This window comes from Rickettsia tillamookensis (assembly GCF_016743795.2).
In the GTDB taxonomy this organism is placed as follows: Bacteria; Pseudomonadota; Alphaproteobacteria; order Rickettsiales; family Rickettsiaceae; genus Rickettsia; species Rickettsia tillamookensis.
This window is the reverse complement of the sequence record NZ_CP060138.2, coordinates 1025029-1049917: the sequence shown is the minus strand read 5'-3', so window position 1 is coordinate 1049917 and position 24889 is coordinate 1025029. Positions and strand designations below refer to the sequence as shown.

Genomic DNA, 24889 nt, shown 5'->3' with positions numbered 1-24889 from the left:
CGTATGGCGGTATTTATTGGGAGGGTAATAACAAATATAATCTAACGAATTGGCTAAAAACTAACCCGCATTTGAGAGCAGAATTTGATAAGCCGGTTCATTTTTCGATTCCTGAATTTCCGGAATTATGGTTTCCGGAATCGTCATATAGCGATGCTGCTTGTCCTTCAAAGCAAGAAAATCTAGCATACCACATCGAAGCTATTTCATGGCTTACTGAAACTTTTGATATTGGCGGTATTAACTTTGAAACCGGTGATTATGGAAGCTGTAGTTGTGACGATTGTACAAAGCGACGTAAAGTAGATAGCACTTGGTCTCTTAAAGATATGCAGCTACTTTACCCAAAACTTTTTGAAGTCGCAGCAAGTAAAAAGAACGATTTATGGTTAGTTGCAGAAGTATATTGGGATAATATATTAAATCGAGATTCGATTGATTCTCAAAAAGATTTACCTGACAATGTAATTTATCAATTTTGCGTTAATCGTAATTATTGGGATACGCAAGTAAAGAAGAATTTAACTAGTGAATATGTAAAAAATATGCCGCGTAGTAGAAATATTATGCGTACTCACATAGGCAGCCAGTGGCATCATGAGCGGCATATATTAGTTGCTGAAGATTTTGCAGAAATAGCTACGCATATGAAAAAAACCGGAATGAAAGGCTGTACGATTTTTGCTGAAGCTAGTTCTTTTCATGTAGTAAATGAAATTAATTATTTGGCGTTCGCACAATTTGCTTATCACGCTGATATGACTTGGGATAAGTTTATACAAAATACGCTTGCACCGATTTTAGGGAACAAAGAACTTGCAGAAACTTATTTACGTTTCTTAGTAACACCAAGCAAGCATAATGATTTAACTATAGCAATAGCTGAATCACGTAGTATTGCCGTTCAGCAAACTAATGAAGATATTTATCGTCGTTGGATATGGTTACAAAATAAATTGTTTAAACAACTTCGGATGTTAGAGGCTATGTAATAATTCGCTATTTGTAGTATACTCAAATGATTTCTAGAACCCTCATTTTATTTTGAGAGGTGAGTACCCGCAGCCTGTACTTAATAGGTGAAGATGCGAATCTTGATAAAATGAAAGAACAATTCTTGAAAGCAGAAGAGTATAAATAAAATCATTTAATCTAATAATTTTTATTCTTGCCCCTTGAACTAGCAAAAATAAAATATATATAGTATGTACATTTAAAGATTTAATAATTGGAGGTTAAAATGTCTTTTAAACCATTACATGATAGAATTGCAATAAAGCCTATCGAACACGAAGAAAAAACTAAAGGTGGAATTATTATTCCTGATACCGCAAAAGAAAAACCGATGCAAGGTGAAATAGTAGCCGTAGGTAACGGTATTCGTAATAAAAAAGGAGAAATTCATCCTTTAGAGCTAAAAGTAGGTGATAAAGTTTTATACGGTAAATGGGCAGGCACCGAAATTGAAATTAAAGGCGAAAAACTGATCGTTATGAAAGAAAGCGACGTATTTGGTATTATTAATTAATTATTTGTTTTAAGGAGAAATTAAATATGGCAACAAAACTTATTAAACACGGCTCAAAAGCTCGTGAGCAAATGCTAGAAGGCATTGATATACTTGCAGATGCAGTAAAAGTTACTTTAGGTCCAAAAGGCAGAAATGTACTTATTGAGCAATCATTCGGTTCACCGAAAATTACCAAAGACGGTGTGACGGTTGCAAAATCGATCGAGTTAAAAGATAAAATTAGAAATGCAGGAGCTCAGCTATTAAAATCAGCTGCTACAAAAGCTGCAGAAGTAGCCGGTGACGGTACTACTACAGCTACGGTACTTGCTAGAGCATTAGCTCGTGAGGGTAATAAGTTAGTAGCTGCCGGTTATAATCCTATGGATTTAAAGCGTGGTATGGATTTAGCGGTAAACGCAGTAGTAGAAGAAATTAAAAAATCTAGTAAAAAAATCAATAGCCAAGAGGAAATCGCGCAGGTTGGTACTATCTCTTCAAACGGTGATAAGGAAATCGGTGAGAAAATTGCTAAGGCAATGGAGGAAGTTGGTAAAGAAGGCGTGATAACCGTTGAAGAAGCAAAGAATTTTAGCTTCGATGTTGAAGTAGTTAAAGGTATGATGTTTGATAGGGGTTATCTATCACCGTATTTTGTAACGAATTCCGAGAAAATGGTTGCTGAGCTTGAAAATCCTTTCATCTTACTATTTGAGAAAAAATTATCAAATTTACAACCGATGTTACCTATACTTGAGGCTGTAGTACAATCACAACGCCCGTTATTAATTATTGCTGAGGATGTTGAGGGCGAAGCTCTTGCAACGCTCGTAGTCAATAGATTACGTGGTGGTTTAAAAGTTGCGGCAGTAAAAGCTCCAGGTTTTGGTGATAGAAGAAAAGCAATGATGGAAGATATTGCTATCCTAACTAAAGGCGAGCTTATTACTGAAGATTTAGGTATGAAGCTTGAAAATGTGAGTATTAAAAGTCTAGGGACGGCAAAAAGAGTAACAATTTCTAAAGAAAATACCGTAATTGTTGACGGTAACGGTGATAAGAAAAATATTGAAGATAGAGTGTTGCAAATTAAGTCTCAAATAGCTGAAACTACTTCTGATTATGATAAAGAAAAACTACAAGAGCGTTTAGCCAAACTTTCCGGTGGTGTTGCCGTATTAAAGGTTGGTGGTGCTACGGAAGTTGAAGTGAAAGAGCGTAAAGATCGTGTTGAAGACGCACTTGCTGCTACAAGAGCTGCGGTTGAAGAAGGTGTTGTTGCCGGTGGTGGTGTAACATTACTTCATGCATCACAAACTTTAACAAAGCTTAAAGTAGAGAATAAGGATCAACAAGCAGGTATTGAAATAGTAATAGAAGCTTTAAAGGATCCGCTAAAACAGATTGTTGAAAATGCCGGTGAAAACGGTGGCGTAGTAGTTGGTAAATTACTAGAGCATAAGGATAAAAATTATGGCTTTAACGCTCAAGACATGCAATATGTCGATATGATTAAAGCAGGAATTATCGATCCGGCTAAAGTAGTGCGTACTGCACTTCAAGATGCTGCTTCCGTTGCTTCGTTAATTATTACCACGGAAACTTTAATTGTTGACGAGCCTTCTGATAAAGAAGATTCAATGCCGCCAATGCGTGGTGGTATGGGAGGCATGGGCGGTATGGACTTCTAAGTCTATATCTCCATAAGATAGGTTATGCAATAGATCTAATAAACTCGTCTTGTTGCATTGCTTATTATCCATCATTGCGAGGAGACATTGCTGCATGGATCGGTTTTACCGCCGTCACCCCGTGGCTTGTCCACGGGGTCTAGTTAAAAATACTAATAATATTAGTATTTTTAGTTGTTTTACTGGATACCGTGGACAAGCCACGGGGTGACACCGAATGCGTTTTGTGGTCCACGCAGGCAATGCCTGTTTATAATAACGATTTTAACAACGTACCGTACAACATATTATCAGTAGGATACTGAAAAACTGATTTATGCAATAAATGGGTTTTAAAGCGATTCTTTGCTTAATTTGAAAATAAATTCTTTAATAAAACTCTTCCTTAAAAAATAAAATATAGAATTTCTTGTAATTATTTCAATAAATGATTGCAAATATTTTTTAATTAATTATAATAGCTCAACCTTTGGTATTTATCCTATGAGGCTGTTAACAAAATAATTTTAAAGCTCATTAAATTCTTTTTAATTACAAATTATAAGGTTTTTTTGAAATAAGGATAGCTATCTTCTCAAAAATCTTATTAATTATCAATTAAAGTTATTTTGTTAACAGTCCCATATAGAAGATCAAAAGGTTTAAAGCGGTTTTGCCTTAATTATTAAGAATGAATTTTTTGTTGAAGCTATAGGCAAGCTTAATCTATAATATATATTCGTTTAATTTAAAAAATTAGTAATAAAAGTTTTTAGTTTTTGGTCGGTTAACTATGCTAACTAAAATTAGTAAGATTTTAGAAAAATTACTATTCTTATTTTAAAAAAATCTTATAATTATACAGTTAAGAAAGACTAAAATAAGATAATTTAAATTTTATATGTAAAACTTAAAAAAATTAGGTTCTAAAAAAAATCTAAATAATGTGAATCTAGGTTTTGTAGCCATTTCTAAAAACCTAAGATAAAAATAATAGGGTAGGGTAGTGCGAAGCTCGCCACAAGCTTAATTTTTCCTATTAATATCCAACTAAAGCTGGGTTTTATGAATATTTACTAAAAATAGCAAATTAATTAGAAATATTAATAGAATTTAATCAAGTTTATTGCTTTAATTGGTGTTTAGTTATTCGTAAGTATAACTATTAACTAAATTAGTATAAATTAAGGAGGTAGTTTTGCTCCAAAGGGTTATTAAACATTTAAATCATAATTTATCTGAACATGATATTACTGCTCAAATAACAGGTAGGATCAAACATCCAATATCAATTTTATATAAATTATATCGTAAGGGTATAAAGTTAGAAGAATTAACAGATATTTTTGCGATAAGAATAGTGGTAATAGATGAAGAGAAATGTTATAAAGCTTTAAAAGTAGTTCATGATCTTTATGAGCATGAAAAGGATAAATTTAAAAATTATATTCTTAATCCTAAGCCAAACGGCTATCAATCTTTACATACTATTATTACAACTGAGGATAATTATAAAATAGAGATACAAATACGTGATCATAAGATGCATTATCATGCAGAGAGCGGTGAAGCTGCACACTGGAAATACAAAAATAGTTTTTAGCTAATATACACTTTCTTTCTAAAGTAGTATTGCATACTCTTTAATTTATTTTGTATTATTTTGAAGTTTAAAAAAGAAATTTCGTAAACCGACTTTTTGAAATATTTCTTTTTGTTCTGAAGGGAAATGTTGCTTGATAAAATTAGTGCAAACATTTAATAGTTGTTGTTCTACGGTTCGTATTTCTAAATAAGCTGCTATGAGTAAGAAGCTTTCTATAGTTTCTTTTACTGTTTCTAAAGCCTTTTCCGTAGATTTAGCATTTATAGTTTGTAAATTATGTAGGCGATCAAACACTTTAATAAGTGCGATATCATATCTTTGTTCCTGTATTAGTAAATTTAACATTTCACCGGAGCTAATTTTACCGTACGGCTTAATTCTTGTTAAACGTTCTACGCTATCGGCAATATTCTTATCAAAAATTTTTTTAATATCAGCATATGTTAATTGTGGTTTTAACGGATAGTGAAGACTACCCAAACTTATACAGTCAAGCAAAAGCTCAAGGTGCATTAGGTGCTTTTCATAATCTAAAAACAGCAAGTCCTGCAGGAACAAAATTTGCTCTTAGCGTTGGTGGATGGACTATGAGTGAAGCTTTTCATAAAATGGCTGAATCTGCAGCAACTCGTAAAATATTCGTTGATTCAGTAGTAAAGTTTTTAGACAAATTTCCAATGTATAAACAAATTGATATTGATTGGGAATATCCAGGAGCCGAAGGGAATGGTAACCCACATGGTCCGGAAGATGGTAAGAATTATACATTATTAGTTAAAGAGTTAAGAGCAGCACTAGACGTTGGTAATAAGTATAAAGATGTTGCCATTGCCATAGCAGCAGCAGCTGATCCTGCAAAACTAGCACTATCAAATATAAAAGACTTGGTTGATGCGGGAGTGACCCAAATTCACTTGATGACATATGACCTTTTCGGTGGTACCTACGGTGATGGAAAATTAGCACACCATACTAACCTTTATAGTAGCGATAAAGAGTGGTCTATAGATCAATCTGTACAATATCTTAAAGGGCTGGGTATCAATATGAAATATGTGCATGTAGGTTATGCAAGTTATAGCCGTAATGCACGTGAGGTAGAGATAGAGTCAGTTTCTCCATTGAAGGGTACATTTAAAGTAGATTCTAATATAGTTGGAAGTTTTGAAAACGGTGTTACAGAGCAGTATGATATTTGGAATAATTATTTTGATCCAAGTACAGGGAAAGGAAAAAATGGGTTTACACTTTATACTGATAAAATAGCTGATGCTGATTTTCTTTACAATCCTACATCAAAAGTATTTATGTCCATAGACACACCTAGAACTGTTAAAGCTAAAGCAGAATATGTAAAGAAAAACGGTCTTGGAGGAATTTTTACATGGACCACAGATCTAGATAATGGAGTACTATCTAATTCTGCACATGAAGGTTTAGGTCATACATGTATTAAGCAAAATATAGACATGAGTACATTTTATTTTGAAGGTGAAACTGAATTAGTAGGACAGAGCATCGATAGTCTCTAACAATTGTTGTGTACAGCATGATTCATGAAGTTTGATACAAACGAATTTTGTATGACTTGCCTGTGCTTACGTATTTTTATACGCTGTGCAGGTTTGCATTTAAACTCATCTTGTTTGAATCTTTCTGAAATATGCTGTACCGCATAAAGGTTCGTAACCCGAACTATAAATTAATATTAATCTATAGTTCGATTACGATTTAGTATCAAGGTTTAAGCTCCAGTGTTATTATCTACCCAAAGCTTTTAGACCTTCCTTTAGACCGTCTTTTATAAAGGAAATTTTAGCTTGTTTGCCGTCTGCGGTAATTAGTTCTATATAATTATCGTTTGATAAAATCATGTCTAGATCGTCTTTTGTAATAACAGCTAAAGCCTGACAGCCGTTTACCGTACAATTTACGTATTTTCCGGCTGATATTCGTTTGTCACCGCTATTAATAACTGTACCTGCCGGAATTTGAACATTTGACGGGACTATTTCTATTATCTTTAATTCCTGTTCTTCTTGCTCCCCATCGAAATAACCTATGTGATAAATGGCTAATATTTCTTTTTCTTTATCTTTCTCTAGATTATTAATTTGCTGCGATAAGAAGCAAAGTTGTTTTTTCTCATTATTAAGAGTACAGTTTAAAGTCCAAGCTCCGTATTTTTTGGGAGTTGATGAAGCATCGACATTTTCTACTCTATATAAAACAAAAGTACCGGTTATTATAACTAACCCGCTAAAAACAAAAGCAATTTTTTTTATACAATTTTTCATATAATTTTTAACCTTTTTAAAATATTTTCTTTTCCTAAAATTTCTGCAATTTCAAATACACTAGGCGATGCAGTCATACCTGTTATTAAAGCTCTTACGGGTTTCATAATGTCATTTAGCTTTAAGCCATTATGAGTTGCTATTTCTTTAAATTTATTCTGTACGGATTCCTTATCAAACTGCTCAAGTTTGCTTAAGGATTCTATAACTTGTTTGATTAAATCTGTATCAAAATTTTCTATTATTTCTTTTGCATCTTGGTTATAGATGATAGGCGAATCTATGAGATAAATTTGAGCAAGCCGTGCTAGATCAAGTAATGTTTCGCTTCTAACTAACAAGCTCGGCATTGCTTGTTTTATATAACTTACCTCTTTCTCACTAATCTTATAATTTTGTTTCAATATCTCTACAGTCTTTGAAGTTAAGCTATCATTGTCAAGCATTCTTAAGTAATGGGCATTAAGGCTATTCATCTTAGCAAAATCAAGCTTAGAAGGTGATTTACCGAGTGAATCAAGATTAAACCATTCTATAGCCTGAGCCGGTGAGATAATTTCATCATCACCGTGACTCCATCCAAGACGCAATAAATAATTACACAAACTTTCCGGTAAATATCCCATATCCTTATAAGCTTCAACACCTAAAGCTCCATGCCTTTTGGATAATTTTGCTCCGTCTGCTCCATGAATTAACGGTATATGAGTCATGCTCGGTACTTCATAGCCGAAAGCATGATAAATAGCGATTTGCCTTGCTGCATTGGTTAAATGATCGTCACCTCTAATAATATGAGTTATACCCATATCATGATCGTCTACTACAACGGCTAGCATGTAAGTAGCAGTGCCGTCACTACGCAATAATACCATATCATCGATATGAGAGTTTTCAATTACTACCTCGCCTTGTAAGGTGTCATGAATTGTTATGCTGCCCTCTCTTGGAGTTTTTAGACGTATTACCGGCTTAATATCAGTAGGGTAGGTGGTCGAATCTTTGTCACGCCACTCGCTATTAAAAATAAAATGCTGTTTATTTTCTAAAGCTTTTTGTCGTTGTTTTTCTATCTCTTCTTGGCTAGTAAAACAATAATATGCTTTATGTTCTTTCAGTAATTTTAGTGCCGCCTCTTTGTAAAGATCATTACGTTTAGACTGAAATATAACTTCACCGTCCCAATCAAGCCCTAGCCATTTTAGACCTGAGAATATGGCTTCTACCGCTTCTTTAGTTGACCTCTCTTTATCAGTGTCTTCAATGCGAAGCAAAAACTTGCCGTTATTATGCCTTGCAAACAAATAATTAAAAAGAGCGGTTCTTGCCGAACCTATATGTAAAAACCCCGTCGGTGACGGAGCAAATCTAGTGATTACGTTATTAGTCATTTATTATCTTTTTTAAATGTATATACGTCATTGCGAGCAGCTGTAGGCTGCGTGGCAATCTCGTCAAATATCCTGAGATTGCTTCGTCAATTGCTATGCAATTTCCTCGCAATGACGGTTTGTTTTCTTCCCCAAACACATAAAATAATTCACGTCTATATCATCGCTTAATTTCCACTCATTTTTGACCGGATCATATACCAAGCCTTTCAGCTCTTTAATTTCAATGTCGGTATCCGTAAGCATTTCATAAATTTCCGACGGTTTTAGGAATTTGCTATAATCATGAGTGTTTTTCGGTACCCAACCTAAAGCATATTCAGCAACTATTATTCCAAGTACATAAGCTTTTTTAGTACGGTTAATCGTAGAAATTATTGCCATACCGTTTGGCTTAATATGCTTCACCAAATTCAGTATAAATTGCTGCACGTTTTCTACATGCTCAATAACCTCAAGACAAATTACTACATCATATAGCTTGTCATTTGGTAATTCTTCTATAGTAGATTGTAAATAATTTACTTTTACGCCCTTTTCCTTAGCATAAGCATTTGCCGTTTCAATGTTACTTTGCAGTGCATCAATGGCGGTAACGTTAAAACCCTCAGCTGCTAGAGGCGTTGCAATTAATCCTCCGCCGCAACCAACGTCTAATATTTCTAATTTAGAAATATCGTTGTAATGCGAGGTTATTTTCTCTATTATATATTCAAGGCGAATAGGATTTATTCGATGTAAAATACCGAACTCCCCGTCCTTATTCCACCAATTATGAGAAATTTTCTCAAATTTTTCTAATTCTTTTTTATCGATTGAAGACATAGTCTATGATATAGGTATTATATTATTATCAAGTAGTATATGTCATTCCCGCGTAGGCGAGAATCCAGTAAAACCTATAAAAAACTTGTTTTTTTAGGTTTATTTTACCAAATATGTAACTTCTATATTAATATTTAAGTTATTTTTCTGGATTCCCGCCTTTGCGGGAATGACATCGTACGAGTTTTTCGAACCATGCAACAAGTCCGTCCTCTTCAAGGGATGACAAGAGGCCATATAACAAACATATATAATATACTCAGATGACTTTAATAATACTAGCCTTAATTTTAATTAGCTGCATATTTGCTCCTCTTGGCTGCATTGCTCTATGGAAGAGATATATTTATTTTGGCGATGGGCTTGCTCATAGTAGTTTTTTAGCGGCTAGCATAAGCATTATAGCACATTTCCCATTAATATATTCAGGAATAATAGTTGCAATTCTTTTTTCATTTTTTGTGTTTATTTTTAAAAATAATGCTGAAAAAAATGCAGTTATTAATTTGATTTCTAGCTTTATGCTAGCTGTTGCTTTGGTTATTAATTATTTTACTTCTTTGCAGAATAATATAGTGAATTTGTTGTTTGGGGATATTTTATCCGTGTCTTTTAATGATTTGATTATACTAGGGGTAGTGCTAATAACTATTATAAGCTTTATAGTATATTTTTATAATCAAATTCTTCTTATCATTATCAATAGAGATATCGCAGTCATAAAAGGCTTAAAGGTTAATATTATTGAGCTAATATTTTTACTTCTTCTCTCATTATCCGTATTTTCTGCTATAAAGATTGTCGGGGCATTGATGGTAACCGCTGTTTTACTTATTCCTGCTATGATTGCACGGTTTGTAGCATATAGCCCCTCTCAGATGATTATAATATCAATTCTTATCTCTTTATTTATTAATTTTTGTGCTGCCCTTAGCTCTTTCTATTTTGACCTACCTTTAACTCCATTGTTTATTATATTAGGTACGTTTATTTATGGTTTGTTGTATTTAAAGCGGTTATTATGAACAAAAATGAATTTACTGAATATGTCAAAGAATTGTTAGAACCATATGGTTCAGTAGCCGTTCGTCCAATGTTTGGTGGATATGGTATATATAAGGGTGGTGTTATGGTAGGAATTATTAAGAGCAATGAATTATATTTTAAGTCAGACCTAAGCACTTATGAATATTTTCAATCTTTCGGTTCTGAGCCATTTGTATATCAAAGTAAAGGTAAACTTGTAACTCTATCATATTGGAAAGTATTATCTGAAATTATGGAGGATCAAGAGTTATTAGGTAAGTGGTTTAAATTAGCTTTGAATGCTGCTATTAATAGTCTAAAGAAAAAATAAATATTACCCCGTGACCCCTCCGGCGTTGTTGTGTGTAGAGTTTTTTTTCGTCATTGCGAGAAGACGCCATAGGGGTCGACGAAGCAATCTCAGGCAAGATTTCTGAGATTGCCACGCTCCTTGCAGTCGCTCGCAATGACGTTAGAATCTATCCACGTTTTTCATAATCTCAAGATAGTCAATTTTACCGTTTGCAAGCAGAGGTATTTCTGAATCGGTAATAATTACTTTCGGTAAATGTAGTAAAGAAATTTGAGTTTTAGATACTGTATCTGCAAAATTTTCTCTATTTATACCGGAACCGGTAGTTAATAAAATAATCTTTTCTCCATGCGTTTTATCGGGAATAGAAATAGCAGCGTGCAAGGAATCAGGATCAATTTCGCTTGCAAGCTCTTCAATTTTTGTAAGAGATATCATTTCCCCCGCTATTTTAGCAAAGCGTTTTAAACGTCCTAAAATTGTTATATAACCTTCAGAATCTATTTTGACTATATCGCCGGTGTCATACCATTCTTTATAAGTATGGTTGCTTTCTAAGTCTAAGTAACCAAGCATGATGTTAGGACCCCTAATAAATAAACGTCCCCCTTCATTTATTCCCTCTACTTTCTCAAGCTTATAATCAATTTTCGGTAATAATCTTCCTACCGTGCCTGCTTTATTATGCATAGGAGTATTGCAAGCTATAATAGGTGAGGCTTCTGTAATCCCATATCCTTCAAAAATACGTATGCCGTACTTATTAAGCCAGAATTGTCTTGTAGATTCTTTTAATTTCTCGCTACCGGCAAATATATAGCGTAATGAGTAAAAATCATATGGGTGAGCATAATTAGCATAACCGTTTAAAAAAGTATCGGTAGAAATTAATATAGTTGCTCCGATATCGTATATAACTTCAGGAATGCTGCGATAATTTAGTGGAGAAGGATATAGAAACAGCTTAATACCGTTTAAAGTTGTGATAATTGCACCACCAAGACCAAAGCAATGAAATAAAGGTAATGAGTTAAATACTATATCTTCAGGACTAAAAGGTACTTTAGCAGTTATTTGATATCTATTAGTTTGTAAATTTCTGTGAGATAGTAATACGGCTTTAGGTTCACCTTCAGTACCTGAAGTAAAAATTATCACTGCCGGTTTTTCGTCATCACGATTACGACAAAAATAGTTGTAATAAGTTTGGGCAAAATAACTTCCTATTTTTGCTTTTAGTTTTAGAGCTGTACCAATCTGATTTTTAAAATCTTCTAAATATATTATTTTAATACCGAAATCTAATAAGTTAGTTATTAATTCATGTAAATTTGCTTTCTCAATAAATTGTTTTGAAGTGTAAACTACCTTGATGTCTGCAAGTTTACAGGAGTTAATAATAGTACTTATGCCGCTGCTCCAGTTAATTATAGCAGGAACATAACCGCTAGATTGCATGGCGTAAAAAGTAATTAACGTATTCGTGGTATTAGGCAACATTAAGCCTAAATTTCTGCCAAAGATATTATTCTTTTTGATTAAATCACCTAGGATAAAAGATTTTAATATTAAATCTCGATAAGTAACCGTATTATTTTCAAAATCATCAACTATTTTTTTCTTAAATCCATGAATTTTAGCAGCTTCTATAAGAGATGAGAATAAAGTATTTTTATAGTCTGAACTCTCAAATATCATGTCAGCCATGATATCATAAAGAGTCCTAGATATATAACTGCGTCGTTCTTGATTACTTGCAGCATTCATATTAGCGAATTTTACCGGCGGTAAAACGGTTATAGTAATTTTAGGAAATATTTTTCTTTTTAATATGTTTTTTAATTTTGATAAATGAGTAAATTGAGTACCGTCTATTCTAACCGGTAAAACAGTAGCACCGGCTTTATCGGCAATCATTCCCGGTCCTTCGTATATTTTCATTAAAGAGCCGGTAACGCTTATTCTACCTTCAGGGAAAATTGCTACTTTCTGATCTTTTTGTACTTCTTTTACTAAAGTCTTTATTGCCATTGGGTTACTTGGATCAACCGGCAAAGTTCTTGCCATACGTAAAAACGGTTTAATCCACCATATTTTTTGTATATCGGGACTAATTGCAAAAGTCATTTCTTCTCGTAAGTAAGTAGCAATTAGCGGTGGATCGAGATATGAAATATGATTAGCGACAACTACTACTTTTTTACCGGCTTTTTGGAAATTTTCAAATCCTTTTACTTCAACCTTATACATAAGATCAAAACAGATTTGGAATATTCTTCGTAATAGCTTAAACGGAATAATTTTAACTTCAGGTATTAAACGGTAAATATATATAGTGACGATTATATTAGCTAGGCTAATAAATAATATAATCCAGGGTATAGTGAAATTTAGGTAAAATAATAAAGATAAAATAATTGTTGATCCCACCATGAAAATGGAATTAATGAGGTTATTAACGGCAATAATTCGGCTACGATGAGCAGGGTTTGCATAATGCTGTAATATAGCAAAAAGGGGAACGATATATAAACCGCCTATTGCTGCTAAGAAAAATAAATCTATAACTATTCGCCAATTATGTCTTTTTGATAAAAATACCAAAATACTTTTTAGCTGAGTAGGTTCATAGTTAACTGAGCTAATTCTACTTGCGAAGAATAAATCAATACCGAAAATACTAATGCCTAGGGCTGAAATAAATAGATATTTTACGGTAATCTCATCTTCAAATATTTTGCTACATAAAAACGAACCGACCCCAACACCAAGCGAGAAAACTGCTAAAAATAAGTTAGCAACATTCTCATCAGCTTTAAAAGTTATCTTAGCAAGTAAAGGTATTTGTGAAATTATAGCAGCTCCGATAAACCAAAACCATGAAATACCAAGTATAGCTAAATATATCTGTTTTTTTGCTTTGGCATATTTAATCATATTTATGCTTTTATCTATAATATTAAAATTTATTTCAATATCACGATTTGCATTTTTAGATTTTGGAGAGAAAAGGCTTGTAATGAAGCCAAGAAAGGCGATGGTAATTAAGGAATAAATTATAAAATTATTGCTGATTGTATAATAGCTGCCGATTATAGTACCGATAAAAATACCGATAAAAGTTCCGGCTTCAACAAAGCCGTTAGCTCCAAGTAGTTCGTCTTTAGTTAGGTGATCAGGTAATACGCTATATTTTATTGGACCGAAAAAAGTAGAGTGTATACCCATTAAGCAAATAGAACAGAATAGAATTAGCAGGTTATTATGATGAAATCCATAAATTGCAAAGGCAATTATACCGATTTCACAAATCTTAATAATTTTAATAAGATTTGCACGTTCGTATTTATCGGCAATTTGTCCTGCTATGCTTGCGAATATTATGAAAGGTAGTACAAAAGTAGCATTAGCAATTAAAACAAGTAAATTATTATATTTACTTAAAGAACCAGTAATACCGTAAGTTATAAGGATTACTAGAGCATTTTTTAATATATTATCATTAAGACAACCACATAACTGTACTATAAAGTTTGGTAAAAATCGTCTATCTTTGAAAAGATATAATTTGTTTGTGTCCATAATGTAAAATATTTTAAATACCAATTTTGTTGGATTCAAATCGTCATTGCTGCAAGGTGTTGGCTTTGCCCGTATGGCTTATTTATGTCATTCCTGCGAAAGCAGGAATCCAAAAAATAGTCTTAATATTGACAAAATAAACCTAAAAAAACAAGTTTTTTGTAGGTTTTACTGGATTCCTGCTTTCGCAGGAATGACATAGGATTCAAAACAAAATCTAAACTCCCCAAATATTAGCAATTTATATTAATATGTCAAATTGCATATAGATAAATACTTTTTAATGAGGATTATTTAAATCTTCATAATAATCGTGCATTGCTTCTCTATTAGCAGGAATATTATTATTAGATTCCTCTATATCCTGTTTGGGAATAAAAAGAGAAAAAATTTTACTAATTTTAATTATTACTTCATGTAAACTCACATTTATTCTCCTAAAAATTATTTTCTATTCTATCACTCTTTATAGATATAAGGACCTAATATCAATATTTTTCTTTATTATTCTTTTCTTTTTGTACTTTCTTTCTTCTTTGTAAATTCTTTTTTAAAGCAGTTGATAAGTTATTAAATTTAGCTGTCGGTTTGGCTTTTTTCGATGCTTCTTTGGTATCTTCGGTAGATGACATAAATAATTATCTTTTCACATTAGCATTATTATATTATATTATGGATATTTTGGAAATAAAACTATAAATAATCTATGAATCAAAGTAATATAATCTCTCCTGAGTTACTGGATGAGAGAAAAAATATATCTATGAATCAAAGTAATATAATCTCTCCTGAGTTACTGGATGAGAGAAAAAATATTGCAAGGCAAGGGGGCGGTGAAGCTAGGATCAACGCACAACATCAAAAAGGTAAGTTAACTGCACGAGAACGCATAGAAGTATTATTAGATCCGAATAGCTTTACCGAAACAGGTATGTTTGTATCCCATAGATGCAATAATTTTGGGATGCAGGATAAAAAGTTTTTAGGTGACGGTGTTGTAACGGGACACGGTACGATAAACGGTAGGTTGGTATTTATTTATAGCCAAGATTTTACCGTACTTGGTGGCTCACTCGGTGAATATCATGCTAAGAAAATCTGCGATATTATCGATCAAGCTATAGCAACCGGTGCTCCCGTAATCGGTATTAACGACTCAGGGGGAGCAAGAATTCAAGAAGGGGTTGATGCTCTTGCCGGATACGGTGAATTATTTCAGCGTAATGTTTTAGCGTCGGGTGTTATCCCTCAAATTACCCTAATTATGGGACCTTGTGCCGGTGGTGCGGTATATTCCCCTGCCTTAACCGATTTTATATTCATGGTTAAGAATAGTTCTTATATGTTCGTAACCGGTCCCGATGTAGTAAAAACCGTTACGGGTGAAGAAGTAAGCCAAGAAAAGCTCGGCGGTGTTAGAATGCATACCACTAAAAGCGGCGTTGCCGATCTTGCATTCAATAATGATATAGAAGCATTGCTCGAAATTCGTAAGTTCTTTAATTTCCTTCCATCATCCAATCGTAGTCCTCTTCCTGTTCGTTCGACTATTGATCCTGCCGATAGAGTCGATATGTCTCTTAGCACGTTAATACCTAACACTCCTAATAAGCCTTATGATATGAAAGAGCTTGTTGAGCGTATTGTTGATGAGGGAGAATTTTTTGAATTACAACCTGATTTTGCTAAGAATATCATTATTGGCTTTGGTTATATGGAAGGTTATCCGGTAGGATTTGTAGCTAATCAGCCTTTGCATTTAGCAGGATGTTTAGATATAAACGCCTCAAGAAAAGCAGCAAGATTTATTAGATTTTGTGATGCTTTCAATATTCCTATAGTAAGCCTTGTTGATGTGCCTGGATTTCTGCCTGGTACATCCCAAGAGCATGACGGTATTATTAAACACGGGGCTAAGCTGTTATACGCGTATGCGGAAGCTACAGTGCCGAAGATTACCGTAATTACCCGTAAGGCTTATGGAGGTGCTTATATAGTTATGAACTCCAAGCATCTTAGAGGCGATATAAACTATGCTTGGTTTAATTCGGAAATCGCTGTTATGGGTGCAGAGGGAGCAGCCGAGATAATATTTAAGGAAGAATGTAAAGACCCTGAAGCTAAAAAACAAAAAATCGATGAATATAGAAAAGTAGTAACTTCGCCTTTTGTTGCGGCATCTAGGGGATATTTGGATGATATTATAAGACCGCAAAATACTAGATGGCGAATATGTAAGGCGTTAAATTTCCTGCGTACTAAAAAAGTAGAATTACCTTGGAAGAAGCATGATAATTTGCCGTTGTAATATTTAATTGTCATTCCTAGCTAAAAGCGGGAATCCAGCATAAAGCGAGCTTTTAATTTCAAAAATTTGCTGTATATATGCTTTTTTTCTGGATTCCCGCTTTTAGCTAGGAATGACATAAAACGGTTCACGCGGGCAATGCTGAGCTAGGAATGACCTCGACAGCAGTATAATAATAAAGATTACTTTATAATAAAACTATGAATAAACCATTATTTGATAAAATTTTAATTGCTAATCGTAGCGAGATCGCCGTTAGGATAATACGTACCTTAAAAAAGATGGGAATAAAGTCGGTTGCAGTATATTCTGAAGCAGATACAAACTCAATGTATGTGCAGCATGCAGATGAGGCTTATTATATAGGTGATTCCCCTGCAACGGAAAGTTATTTATCTATTAAAAATATTATTTCAGCGATTCGTGAAAGTGGAGCAAGTGCAGTACATCCAGGTTACGGTTTTTTATCGGAAAATCCAAATTTTGCCAATATTCTTAAAAGAGAAGGTGTTGTTTTAATAGGACCGAGTGCCGGAACTATTAAAAAAATGGGCGATAAAATTGAAGCAAAAAAGATAGCGATAGAAGCCGGAGTTAGCACCGTTCCGGGTTATATGGGAACTATAAACGATGTTAAGCAAGCGGTGGATATCGCTAAAGAGATTGGTTTTCCGGTAATAGTAAAAGCGGCAGCCGGCGGCGGTGGACGTGGTATGAGAGTAGTGAATAATCCTGCTGAAATGGCAAATGCTTTTGAGTCGGCAAAGCTTGAAGCAGCCAATAGTTTTAGTGATGATAGGTTATTTATTGAGAAGTTAATTCAAACTCCCCGTCATATCGAAATTCAGCTAATTGCCGATCAATACGGCAATAGTGTATGTCTCGGAGAGCGTGAATGTTCAATACAGCGTCACCATCAAAAAGTAATCGAAGAAGCACCAAGTTCTTTTATTACTGAAGATATAAGGCAAGAAATGTATCGGCAGGTAATATCCTTATCTCAAAAAGTGGGATATTATTCGGCCGGTACTGTTGAGTTTATAGTAGATAGTGATAAAAATTTCTATTTTTTAGAGATGAATACTAGATTGCAAGTCGAGCATCCCGTTACTGAGCTAATTACCGGTATAGATATCGTTGAAGAGATGATAAAAATCGCAGCCGGCGAGAAATTATCATTTACGCAAGATGACATAAAATTAAAAGGTTGGGCGTTTGAGTCACGAATTTGTGCCGAAAACCCAAGCCGAGGTTTTTTACCTTCTAGCGGTAGAATTATAGCTTATTCCGAACCTGCAAAGAGCCCTAATATCCGTATAGATACAGGGATTGGGCTTGGCGGTGAAGTAAGTATGTTTTATGATTCGATGATTGCAAAATTATGTACTTACGGTGAAACAAGGGAGCAGGCGATTGAGGTAATGCGTTCTGCTTTGAGTTCTTATATAATTAACGGTATTGCTCATAATATCAGTTTCTTAGAAGCGGTAATGCTGCATCCACGCTTTGTTAGCGGCGATATTTCTACTGCCTTTATTCAAGAAGAATATCCTGACGGTTTTTCCGGAGCTAGTCTAACTTCAGAAGTAACTACCGTATTTTTAGCAACAGCTATTTTTATTTATATATCAGAGCAAAGACGTGCTTCTTTAATTTCCGGCAATATTAACAATCAGGCTAACAAGATAGGTACAAGATGGGTGGTAACTATCGATGATAAACTATTTCCCGTATTAATTACACCTGTTGAAAACGGCTATAATATACGTCACGAAAGCGATAGAATATATATTCGTAGTAACTGGAATTTAGGCAATGAACTTTTTACCGCTATAATTAACGGTAAAAAGACAAATGTAAAAATTGAGAATATTAGAACCGGTTATTTATTATCGCATGCCGGTATTAGCGTAAAAGCCTTTGTACGTTCTCCTCGTATATCAGAACTTGAAGCGTTAATGGTCTCAAAAGTAGTGGTAGAAGAAAGCTCCGAACTACAAGCTCCTCTAAGCGGTCAGATTGCTGCGATAAAGGTGAAAGAAGGGCAAGAAGTGACGGCAGGACAAGAAATTATAATTTTAACTGCTATGAAAATGGAAAACCTGCTTCTTGCCGAAAGAGATGGAAAAATAGCTAAAATTTTTGTTAATGAAAAGGATAATGTTGTAAGAGGACAGGTATTATTAGAATTTGCTTGATATACTCTGCTATCGCTATTGCGAGTGGGCATTGCCCGCGTGGATCAATTTCACCTCTGTCATCCCGTGGCTTGACCACGGGATCCAGTTAAAAATACTAAAATTATTAGTATTTTTTATTGTTTTTATGGACCCCGTGGTCAAGCGAACTAGGTGACACCGTAGGTTTTGCCGATCTACGCAACAATGCCTCCTCGCAATGACGGAAAAGCCTATCCATGCAACAATAGAAAGCAGTTTACTATATTCATTTATTCAGATATATCCATTAAGTCAAAATTTTCTCCTAAAATACTAAAGTTAGTATCTTTCTCAAGACATAAAATATTAAAGCTAGTTTCTTCTTCGAGAATATATTCCATTAAGTTAAAATTTTTCTCAATGTATGAAATCATTGATTTGTCCGCCTTATCAGCCATTTCTATAGCTTCAAATTGACACTCTCTTAAATAATATTGTGCTTTTTGATAATAATTAGAGCTTTTGTGTATTTTACTATACATTTCTATAGCTTCAAATTGACACTCTCTTAAATAATATTGTGCTTTTTGATAATAATTAGAGCTTTTGTGTATTTTACTATACATTTCTATAGCTTCAGCATATTTATCTAGATTGTAAAAAGAACTACCGCAATTAAATAAAGCACTTTGATAGAGTGAGAAATGGTTATCAGAGATCTGACTATAATATTTTATGGCTTCTATAAATTTCCCTTGTTGAAAGTAACACTCTCCTATATTAAACAGAGCATAAGGATAAGATGTGCTACTTTTATCTATTTTGCTATAAGCTTCTATAGCTTCTTTATATTGCTCATTCCTAAAATAATTATTTCCTTTCGTAAGATTTGGATTAGCCATGGTTCCTCCGTATTTTAATTAGATTTTTTTATAAAAAAGTATATATTACCATGAAATATGATTCCCATGTTTCATGGTAATATATATGTATCTAATAAATGTACAAGAGGTTTTTTATTTGATGTTATTTCTAACTAAAATCAGTAATCCAGAAAAACAACTAAAAATACTAATTTTATTAGTATTTTTAACTGGATTCCGTGAATAAATCGGTGTTGCTGCATGGATACCCGAATCGTCATTGCGAGGAGCGAAGCGAGGTGGCAATCCAGAAAAATAATTAAAAAAATTCTGTAAATCAGAATTTTTTACTGGATTGCTTCGCTGAATTACTGCGTAATTCTTCTTAGCTCAGACGGAAAAGCAGGTCCACGCAACAATGCCTCCTCGCAATGACGAATTGGGTATCTACTCAACAATACTTCCCTTTCTCTGTTGAATAACATTATTCAAGTTCAGAATGAAATATATCTTTTAGATTTTTTATATCACCGGTTAAGGGAGTTTCTTCATCCAGCTCCTTAAGTTCCTTAAGCGAAAAAGTACGAAATATACCTGATTTAGAAGGAGTATGTTCTAACCTAGAGCTTGTTTTTGTTGATTTAGGTTCAGCTTTGTCAAAATCCGAAACATAGCCCTCGTCTTCTACTATAATATGTGTATTTATTGGAATTTTCTTTCCGTTAGAATAATCGTCTAACAGTGCTTTAATTTCTGTAAAATTTTGTAAATCTTGATTCAGTTATTTTTTGAATTTAGAAAATTTTTGCTTTATTTGTTCTGATGATAAATCCTTATATCCGTCATAATGTGATGCTATACTTGTTTTTAATATCCTCTCTAATATATATTTAAAATTAGCTTTTTTACATAATTTAGAAATCTCAGTGATTTGAGTTAGTTGATACGATACATCACTATGTAAGTTATCTTTTTCCCATCCTTTAACATTATAGTTAGCACCGTGTTTAAGTAAATATTTTACTACTGTGACTTGTCCATGCTCTGATGCAAGCATTAAAGGTGATGCATCTTTATTGCCGTTAATCTTTGCCCCTGCATCTAATAATGTTTTTACCGCATTTAAATTACCGGATATTATTGCTATTTCTAATGCTGCATCTGAATTAGCATTTTTAGATAAAAGATACTTTGCAATTTCTTTTCTATTTTTTAAATTTGCGGTACTTAACGGTGTGTTAAAACGATATTCAGTATTAACATCAAAACCGTATATATCGACGAATTTTTTAATTACTTCAAGGTTATTTTCATTTATTGCTTTAAAAAAGATTTGCTTATGAAGATCGTTTATATTTTGACCAGCTTGTGTTGCTTCTTGTAGGGTTGTATTTAAATAAGTTGCTCCTTTTATTAAAAGATAACATGTAATATCTGTTTTATAAGGTTCTGCTAAGCCAGCAGCAAGTCTTAATGGGTTAAAACCAAAATTACTAAAATTGACATCCGCTTCTTGTTTTTCTACAAAATACTTTACTAGTGTTAAACTTTGGTTTTGTATTGCTAGAATTAGGTTCAAACGTAAGATTATTAAGTAAATATTCAGCTTGTTCTTTATTGTTTTTAAGTGCAAATTCTAATGCTTTGTATTTATTTGCACCTTGCGATATAAGACCTTCTATGAGATTTATTTTATTTAAATCCGGATTATCTAAGCTAGCTACAATATTTAATGCTGTTCCTTCTTGAGGATGAAACGCATTAAAATATTGTTTTAAATATTCTAGAGTTATTACAATTTCTGTGTTTGTGGTTTTCGTGGTACTAGTTCCTAAGCGGTTTTTAATCCAAGAACCTTTTTCTCTCGGGCTTAAGGAGGAGTCTTTTGACATAATTTACCTAGATTAATTTATAGCGTGCGTACTATAGATTAATCTAAGTAAATTATCAATATCTTAATTGATAGTAAAATAATTTACGATCTCTTAACTTTAAGTTGTATTTGATGGTTCTCTAATTCTACTTTACTTACATAATCAGGCGTGAAATTTTTAGAAAACTCGCCTAAAGTTTGTTCTTTAATAAAGTCTCCATAATTATCAATTATCTTAGATAAATCAAACTCGCTTATTATTTCAATTAAAATCCTGTCGGTTATAGAGAAATCGGCATCTTTTCGAGCCTGTTGTATGAAGCGTACAATGTCTCTTGCGTATCCTTCTTCTATTAACTCGGCTGTTAGCTCTAAATCAAGTATTAACAAGCTACTATTATTCTCAAAACTTGCTGCTCCTTTGATATGTGAATACGGCTCTAAAATTAGCTTATATTCTTCATTATTTAAGGTTTCGCCGCATATAGTTAAACCACCTGCGATAGCTTCCCACTCACCTTTTTTAGAAGCGGCTATTATCTCTTTCATTTTAGCGGGAAGACGTTTACCAAGCATTGGGAAATTAATCGATAGTTTTTTGCTTGCGTAATTCTCTAAATCATCACGATAAATTACTGATTTGACGTTAATTTCGTCTTTTATTAAATCTTCAAAGCTTTTTAGTTTATCATTATGTTTACTAATGATAGTTAAGCTAGCAAGCGGTTGTCTTACTCGTATATTTTCAGTACTTCTAATAAACAGGCTATTACTACAAATATCAAGCACGTTATCCATAGTTGCAACTAGCTCGTGATTTATCTCAAAGTTTGAGAGATTAGGATAGTTGCATAGGTGGACGGAAATGTCATCTCGTGATTCTAGTGGTCTGTCATCCCGTGGCTTGTCCACGGGATCCAGGCTGTTTATTGATTTACTGGATTCCGTGGACAAGCCACGGGATGACAAGGTGTCCTCGCAATGACGTAATCCTTTATATATCGCCTCCGAAATCATAGGCACTAATGCCGACATCGCAATAGCCATGGTCTCTAAACATGAATACAGAGTATTATAAGCATTTTGTTTATCTGCATCTTTTTCGCTTTTCCAAAACCTTGCTCGGCTTCGTCTTATATACCAGTTATTCAACACTTCAAAAAATTCTGAAACTGCATGATAAGCTGTTTGTGTATCAAAATTATCTAAACTCTCTTCAATTTTTTGTACAGCTATTTTAAGCTTAGATAATATATAAATATCAAGTACGTTTTTAGAGCTAAAATTAAGCTCACCTTTAAGCGAATCGGCATTAGCATACATCGTGAAGAAATGGTAAGCATTCCAAATAGGTTTGATAAATAAACGAAGCGTATCAAACACCATCTTACCGTCTTTATCGATTAGCAGTTCCTGACCTTTAACAACGTTTGAAGATAGCATCGTAACTCTTAAAGCGTCAGAGCCGTATTTATCAAATAGCTCCAGCGGATCGGCATAGTTATTAAGACGCTTTGAGAGTTTTTGACCGGTAGCGTCTAAAATCACACCGTGGCATATACAATTTAAAAACGGCGGACGATCAAATAAAGCGGTAGATAGCACCATTAAAGTATAAAACCAACCACGTGTTTGAGCTGAATACTCAACTATAAAATCAGCCGGAAAATGATCCTCAAACCATTCTTTATTTTCAAAAGGGTAGTGGGCTTGTCCGTATGGCATCGAGCCGCTTTCAAACCAGCAATCAAATACGTCTTCGATTCTACGCATTGTTGATTTACCGGTTGGATCGTTGGGGTTTGGTCTTGTCAGTTCATCGATAAACGGACGATGTAAATCAGTAACTTTAACCCCAAAATCTTTCTCTAATTCCTTTATAGAGCCGTAAACATCTATGCGTGGATATTTTGGATCGTCTGATTTCCATACAGGCAGCGGCGTTCCCCAGAATCTATTACGGCTTATCGACCAATCACGGGCATTTTCAAGCCACTTACCGAATAAATTATCTTTAACGTGATGTGGAATCCAATTTATTTGCTGATTAAGCTCTACCATTCTATCTTTAAATTGCGTAACCTTTACGTACCATGACGGAACGGCTTTATATATAAGAGGTGTATCTGTTCGCCAGCAATGAGGATAATTATGAATATACTGCTCGGTTTTTAGCCAATTTCCTTGTTCTTTCAGTTTGATAATTATTTTGTCGTTTGCGTCAAATACTTGCAAACCCTCTAAGTCAGGAATTTCTTTAGTGAATTTACCGCTATTATCAACAGGACAAACAAGTGAGATTCCTTTTGATTCGCAAAGTATTTGGTCATCTTCACCAAAGCCTGGAGCCATGTGAACAACGCCCGTGCCATCGCCCTCAACCACGAAATCGCCTGCAAATATCTTAAAGCTGTTCGGATGATTCTCGAAATAGTCAAATAAAGGTTTATAGCGGAGTCCTTGAAGCTCTGAGCCTTTAATTATCTCAAAATTTTCTTCACCGCTAAGCCCTAATTCTTTAGCATATTTAGAGACGGAAGAAGCGGCTATTATATAACAAATATTTTCTTTAGGGACTAATACATAATCTATATCACTACCGACTGCTAGGGCTAGATTTGACGGCAATGTCCAAGGGGTGGTAGTCCAAGCGAGGATTCTATATTCTTTCCCTTTTGTCATTCCATTGATCGCAGGAATCTCATTCAGTACAAAACTCACCGTTACAGCTTTATCTGCTCGCTCACGATAAGAATTATCAAGTCTTGTTTCAAAATTAGAAAGCGGTGTTTCGCATGCCCAAGAATAAGGCATCACCCGCATAGATTCGTATAATAGTCCTTTATTATATAATTCTTTAAACGCCCAAAGGACGGATTCCATAAAATTCTTATCCATTGTTTTATAAGAATTTTTAAAATCCACCCATCTTGCTTGACGTGTTACATATTGCTCCCACTCACCTGCATATTTCATTACCGAAGCTCTACAATGGCTATTGAACTTATCTATACCGAAATTAGCTATTGCAAGACGCCCTGAAATACCAAGCTCTTTCTCTGATTGCATTTCAGCAGGAAGACCGTGACAATCCCAGCCAAAGCGACGTTCGACTTTCTTACCCTTTACGGTTTGGTATCTAGCATATACGTCTTTAATAAAGCCGGTAAGTAAGTGACCGTAATGCGGTAAACCGTTGGCAAAAGGTGGTCCGTCATAAAAAATAAATTCCGATTCTCCATTTCTATCATCAATAGATTTTTGGAATATATTATTGTCTTGCCAAAATTTTAGTATTTCTTGCTCTATAGCCGCAAAATCAGCATTTGAACTAACTTCAGGATAATATTTAGTATTTGTCATTATTTTAGAAATTACTTATTAAAAACATTTTAATTATATGCAAGAGAGGTAATAATACAAGAATTTTAATATATTACTTTTTTAGTTTTTCTTACTTATTAAA

Annotated in this window: 18 protein-coding genes and 2 pseudogenes; 8 read left to right on the top strand and 12 right to left on the bottom strand. The window is 33.8% G+C overall.

What is annotated here, in order from left to right:
• The first annotated feature begins 1240 nt into the window (after window positions 1-1240).
• The 3 genes from H6P87_RS05140 (at window position 1241) to H6P87_RS05130 (ending at window position 4783) form a co-directional block, all read left to right on the top strand.
• On the top strand, window positions 1241-1528 hold the full coding sequence (locus tag H6P87_RS05140) for a co-chaperone GroES (RefSeq protein WP_014412487.1): 288 nt from the start codon (window positions 1241-1243) through the stop codon (window positions 1526-1528).
• Between the two features lie 26 nt (window positions 1529-1554).
• Window positions 1555-3201: a chaperonin GroEL gene (groL, locus tag H6P87_RS05135; protein ID WP_202068864.1), complete on the top strand. Its 1647-nt coding sequence runs from the start codon at window positions 1555-1557 to the stop codon at window positions 3199-3201.
• A 1177-nt stretch (window positions 3202-4378) separates the two neighbouring features.
• Window positions 4379-4783, top strand: a complete 405-nt coding sequence (locus tag H6P87_RS05130; RefSeq protein ID WP_040256063.1) for a bifunctional (p)ppGpp synthetase/guanosine-3',5'-bis(diphosphate) 3'-pyrophosphohydrolase — start codon at window positions 4379-4381, stop codon at window positions 4781-4783.
• A 45-nt stretch (window positions 4784-4828) separates the two neighbouring features.
• Here H6P87_RS05130 and H6P87_RS05125 read toward each other — a convergent pair whose 3' ends face one another.
• Complete coding sequence (locus tag H6P87_RS05125; protein ID WP_246437801.1) at window positions 4829-5266, bottom strand: guanosine polyphosphate pyrophosphohydrolase; 438 nt, start codon at window positions 5264-5266, stop codon at window positions 4829-4831.
• Between H6P87_RS05125 and H6P87_RS05120 the strand changes: the two genes are divergently transcribed.
• Window positions 5227-6318, top strand: coding sequence for a glycosyl hydrolase family 18 protein (locus H6P87_RS05120; RefSeq protein WP_202068859.1), 1092 nt, complete (start codon window positions 5227-5229; stop codon window positions 6316-6318). The genes H6P87_RS05125 and H6P87_RS05120 overlap by 40 nt on opposite strands.
• Before the next feature lie 228 nt (window positions 6319-6546).
• Here the strand turns inward: H6P87_RS05120 and H6P87_RS05110 are convergent, their stop codons facing one another.
• From H6P87_RS05110 to ubiG, 3 genes are all read right to left on the bottom strand, one after another.
• Entirely contained in the window at window positions 6547-7083 is a 537-nt protein-coding gene (locus tag H6P87_RS05110; protein ID WP_202068857.1) for an invasion associated locus B family protein, read from the bottom strand.
• On the bottom strand, window positions 7080-8474 hold the full coding sequence (gene gltX, locus H6P87_RS05105) for a glutamate--tRNA ligase (protein WP_202068855.1): 1395 nt from the start codon (window positions 8472-8474) through the stop codon (window positions 7080-7082). The genes H6P87_RS05110 and gltX overlap by 4 nt, the downstream gene beginning before the upstream one ends.
• A 93-nt stretch (window positions 8475-8567) precedes the next feature.
• A complete protein-coding gene (ubiG, locus tag H6P87_RS05100; RefSeq protein WP_202068853.1) occupies window positions 8568-9299 on the bottom strand; it encodes a bifunctional 2-polyprenyl-6-hydroxyphenol methylase/3-demethylubiquinol 3-O-methyltransferase UbiG in 732 nt (243 codons plus the stop codon).
• Between the two features lie 263 nt (window positions 9300-9562).
• Here ubiG and H6P87_RS05095 point away from each other — a divergent pair, with 263 nt between their 5' ends.
• The gene (locus tag H6P87_RS05095) at window positions 9563-10324 is read left to right on the top strand and encodes a metal ABC transporter permease (RefSeq protein WP_202068851.1); all 762 of its coding nucleotides are present in this window, start codon (window positions 9563-9565) and stop codon (window positions 10322-10324) included.
• Window positions 10321-10656 carry a TfoX/Sxy family protein gene (locus H6P87_RS05090; protein ID WP_202068850.1) on the top strand — a complete coding sequence of 112 codons (336 nt, stop codon included), beginning with the start codon at window positions 10321-10323 and terminating at the stop codon, window positions 10654-10656. Before H6P87_RS05095 ends, H6P87_RS05090 begins: the two co-directional genes overlap by 4 nt.
• Window positions 10657-10797: 141 nt before the next feature.
• Here H6P87_RS05090 and H6P87_RS05085 read toward each other — a convergent pair whose 3' ends face one another.
• The 3 genes from H6P87_RS05085 to H6P87_RS05075 form a co-directional block, all read right to left on the bottom strand.
• Window positions 10798-14220: an acyl-[ACP]--phospholipid O-acyltransferase gene (locus H6P87_RS05085; RefSeq protein WP_202068848.1), complete on the bottom strand. Its 3423-nt coding sequence runs from the start codon at window positions 14218-14220 to the stop codon at window positions 10798-10800.
• Window positions 14221-14500: 280 nt separating this feature from the next.
• Complete coding sequence (locus H6P87_RS05080; RefSeq protein WP_199402718.1) at window positions 14501-14647, bottom strand: hypothetical protein; 147 nt, start codon at window positions 14645-14647, stop codon at window positions 14501-14503.
• 61 nt (window positions 14648-14708) lie between these two features.
• A complete protein-coding gene (locus H6P87_RS05075; RefSeq protein ID WP_187145856.1) occupies window positions 14709-14852 on the bottom strand; it encodes a hypothetical protein in 144 nt (47 codons plus the stop codon).
• A 131-nt stretch (window positions 14853-14983) separates the two neighbouring features.
• Here H6P87_RS05075 and H6P87_RS05070 point away from each other — a divergent pair, with 131 nt between their 5' ends.
• Both H6P87_RS05070 and H6P87_RS05065 read left to right on the top strand, forming a co-directional pair.
• Complete coding sequence (locus H6P87_RS05070) at window positions 14984-16528, top strand: acyl-CoA carboxylase subunit beta (protein ID WP_202070137.1); 1545 nt, start codon at window positions 14984-14986, stop codon at window positions 16526-16528.
• 200 nt (window positions 16529-16728) lie between these two features.
• The gene (locus H6P87_RS05065; protein ID WP_202068846.1) at window positions 16729-18726 is read left to right on the top strand and encodes an acetyl-CoA carboxylase biotin carboxylase subunit; all 1998 of its coding nucleotides are present in this window, start codon (window positions 16729-16731) and stop codon (window positions 18724-18726) included.
• A gap of 251 nt (window positions 18727-18977) precedes the next feature.
• On the opposite strand, the gene H6P87_RS05060 is transcribed toward H6P87_RS05065, so the two are convergent.
• From H6P87_RS05060 to ileS, 5 genes and pseudogenes are all read right to left on the bottom strand, one after another.
• The gene (locus H6P87_RS05060) at window positions 18978-19589 is read right to left on the bottom strand and encodes a tetratricopeptide repeat protein (protein WP_202068844.1); all 612 of its coding nucleotides are present in this window, start codon (window positions 19587-19589) and stop codon (window positions 18978-18980) included.
• Window positions 19590-20421: 832 nt separating this feature from the next.
• A pseudogene (locus H6P87_RS07380) lies at window positions 20422-20688 on the bottom strand (ankyrin repeat domain-containing protein); the annotation flags it as partial.
• Window positions 20689-20691: 3 nt separating this feature from the next.
• A pseudogene (locus H6P87_RS07375) lies at window positions 20692-21129 on the bottom strand (ankyrin repeat domain-containing protein); the annotation flags it as partial.
• Complete coding sequence (locus H6P87_RS05050) at window positions 21044-21442, bottom strand: hypothetical protein (RefSeq protein WP_246437781.1); 399 nt, start codon at window positions 21440-21442, stop codon at window positions 21044-21046. The gene H6P87_RS05050 and the pseudogene H6P87_RS07375, both read right to left, overlap by 86 nt.
• A gap of 83 nt (window positions 21443-21525) precedes the next feature.
• A complete protein-coding gene (gene ileS, locus H6P87_RS05045) occupies window positions 21526-24786 on the bottom strand; it encodes an isoleucine--tRNA ligase (protein WP_202068842.1) in 3261 nt (1086 codons plus the stop codon).
• Window positions 24787-24889: the final 103 nt, after the last annotated feature.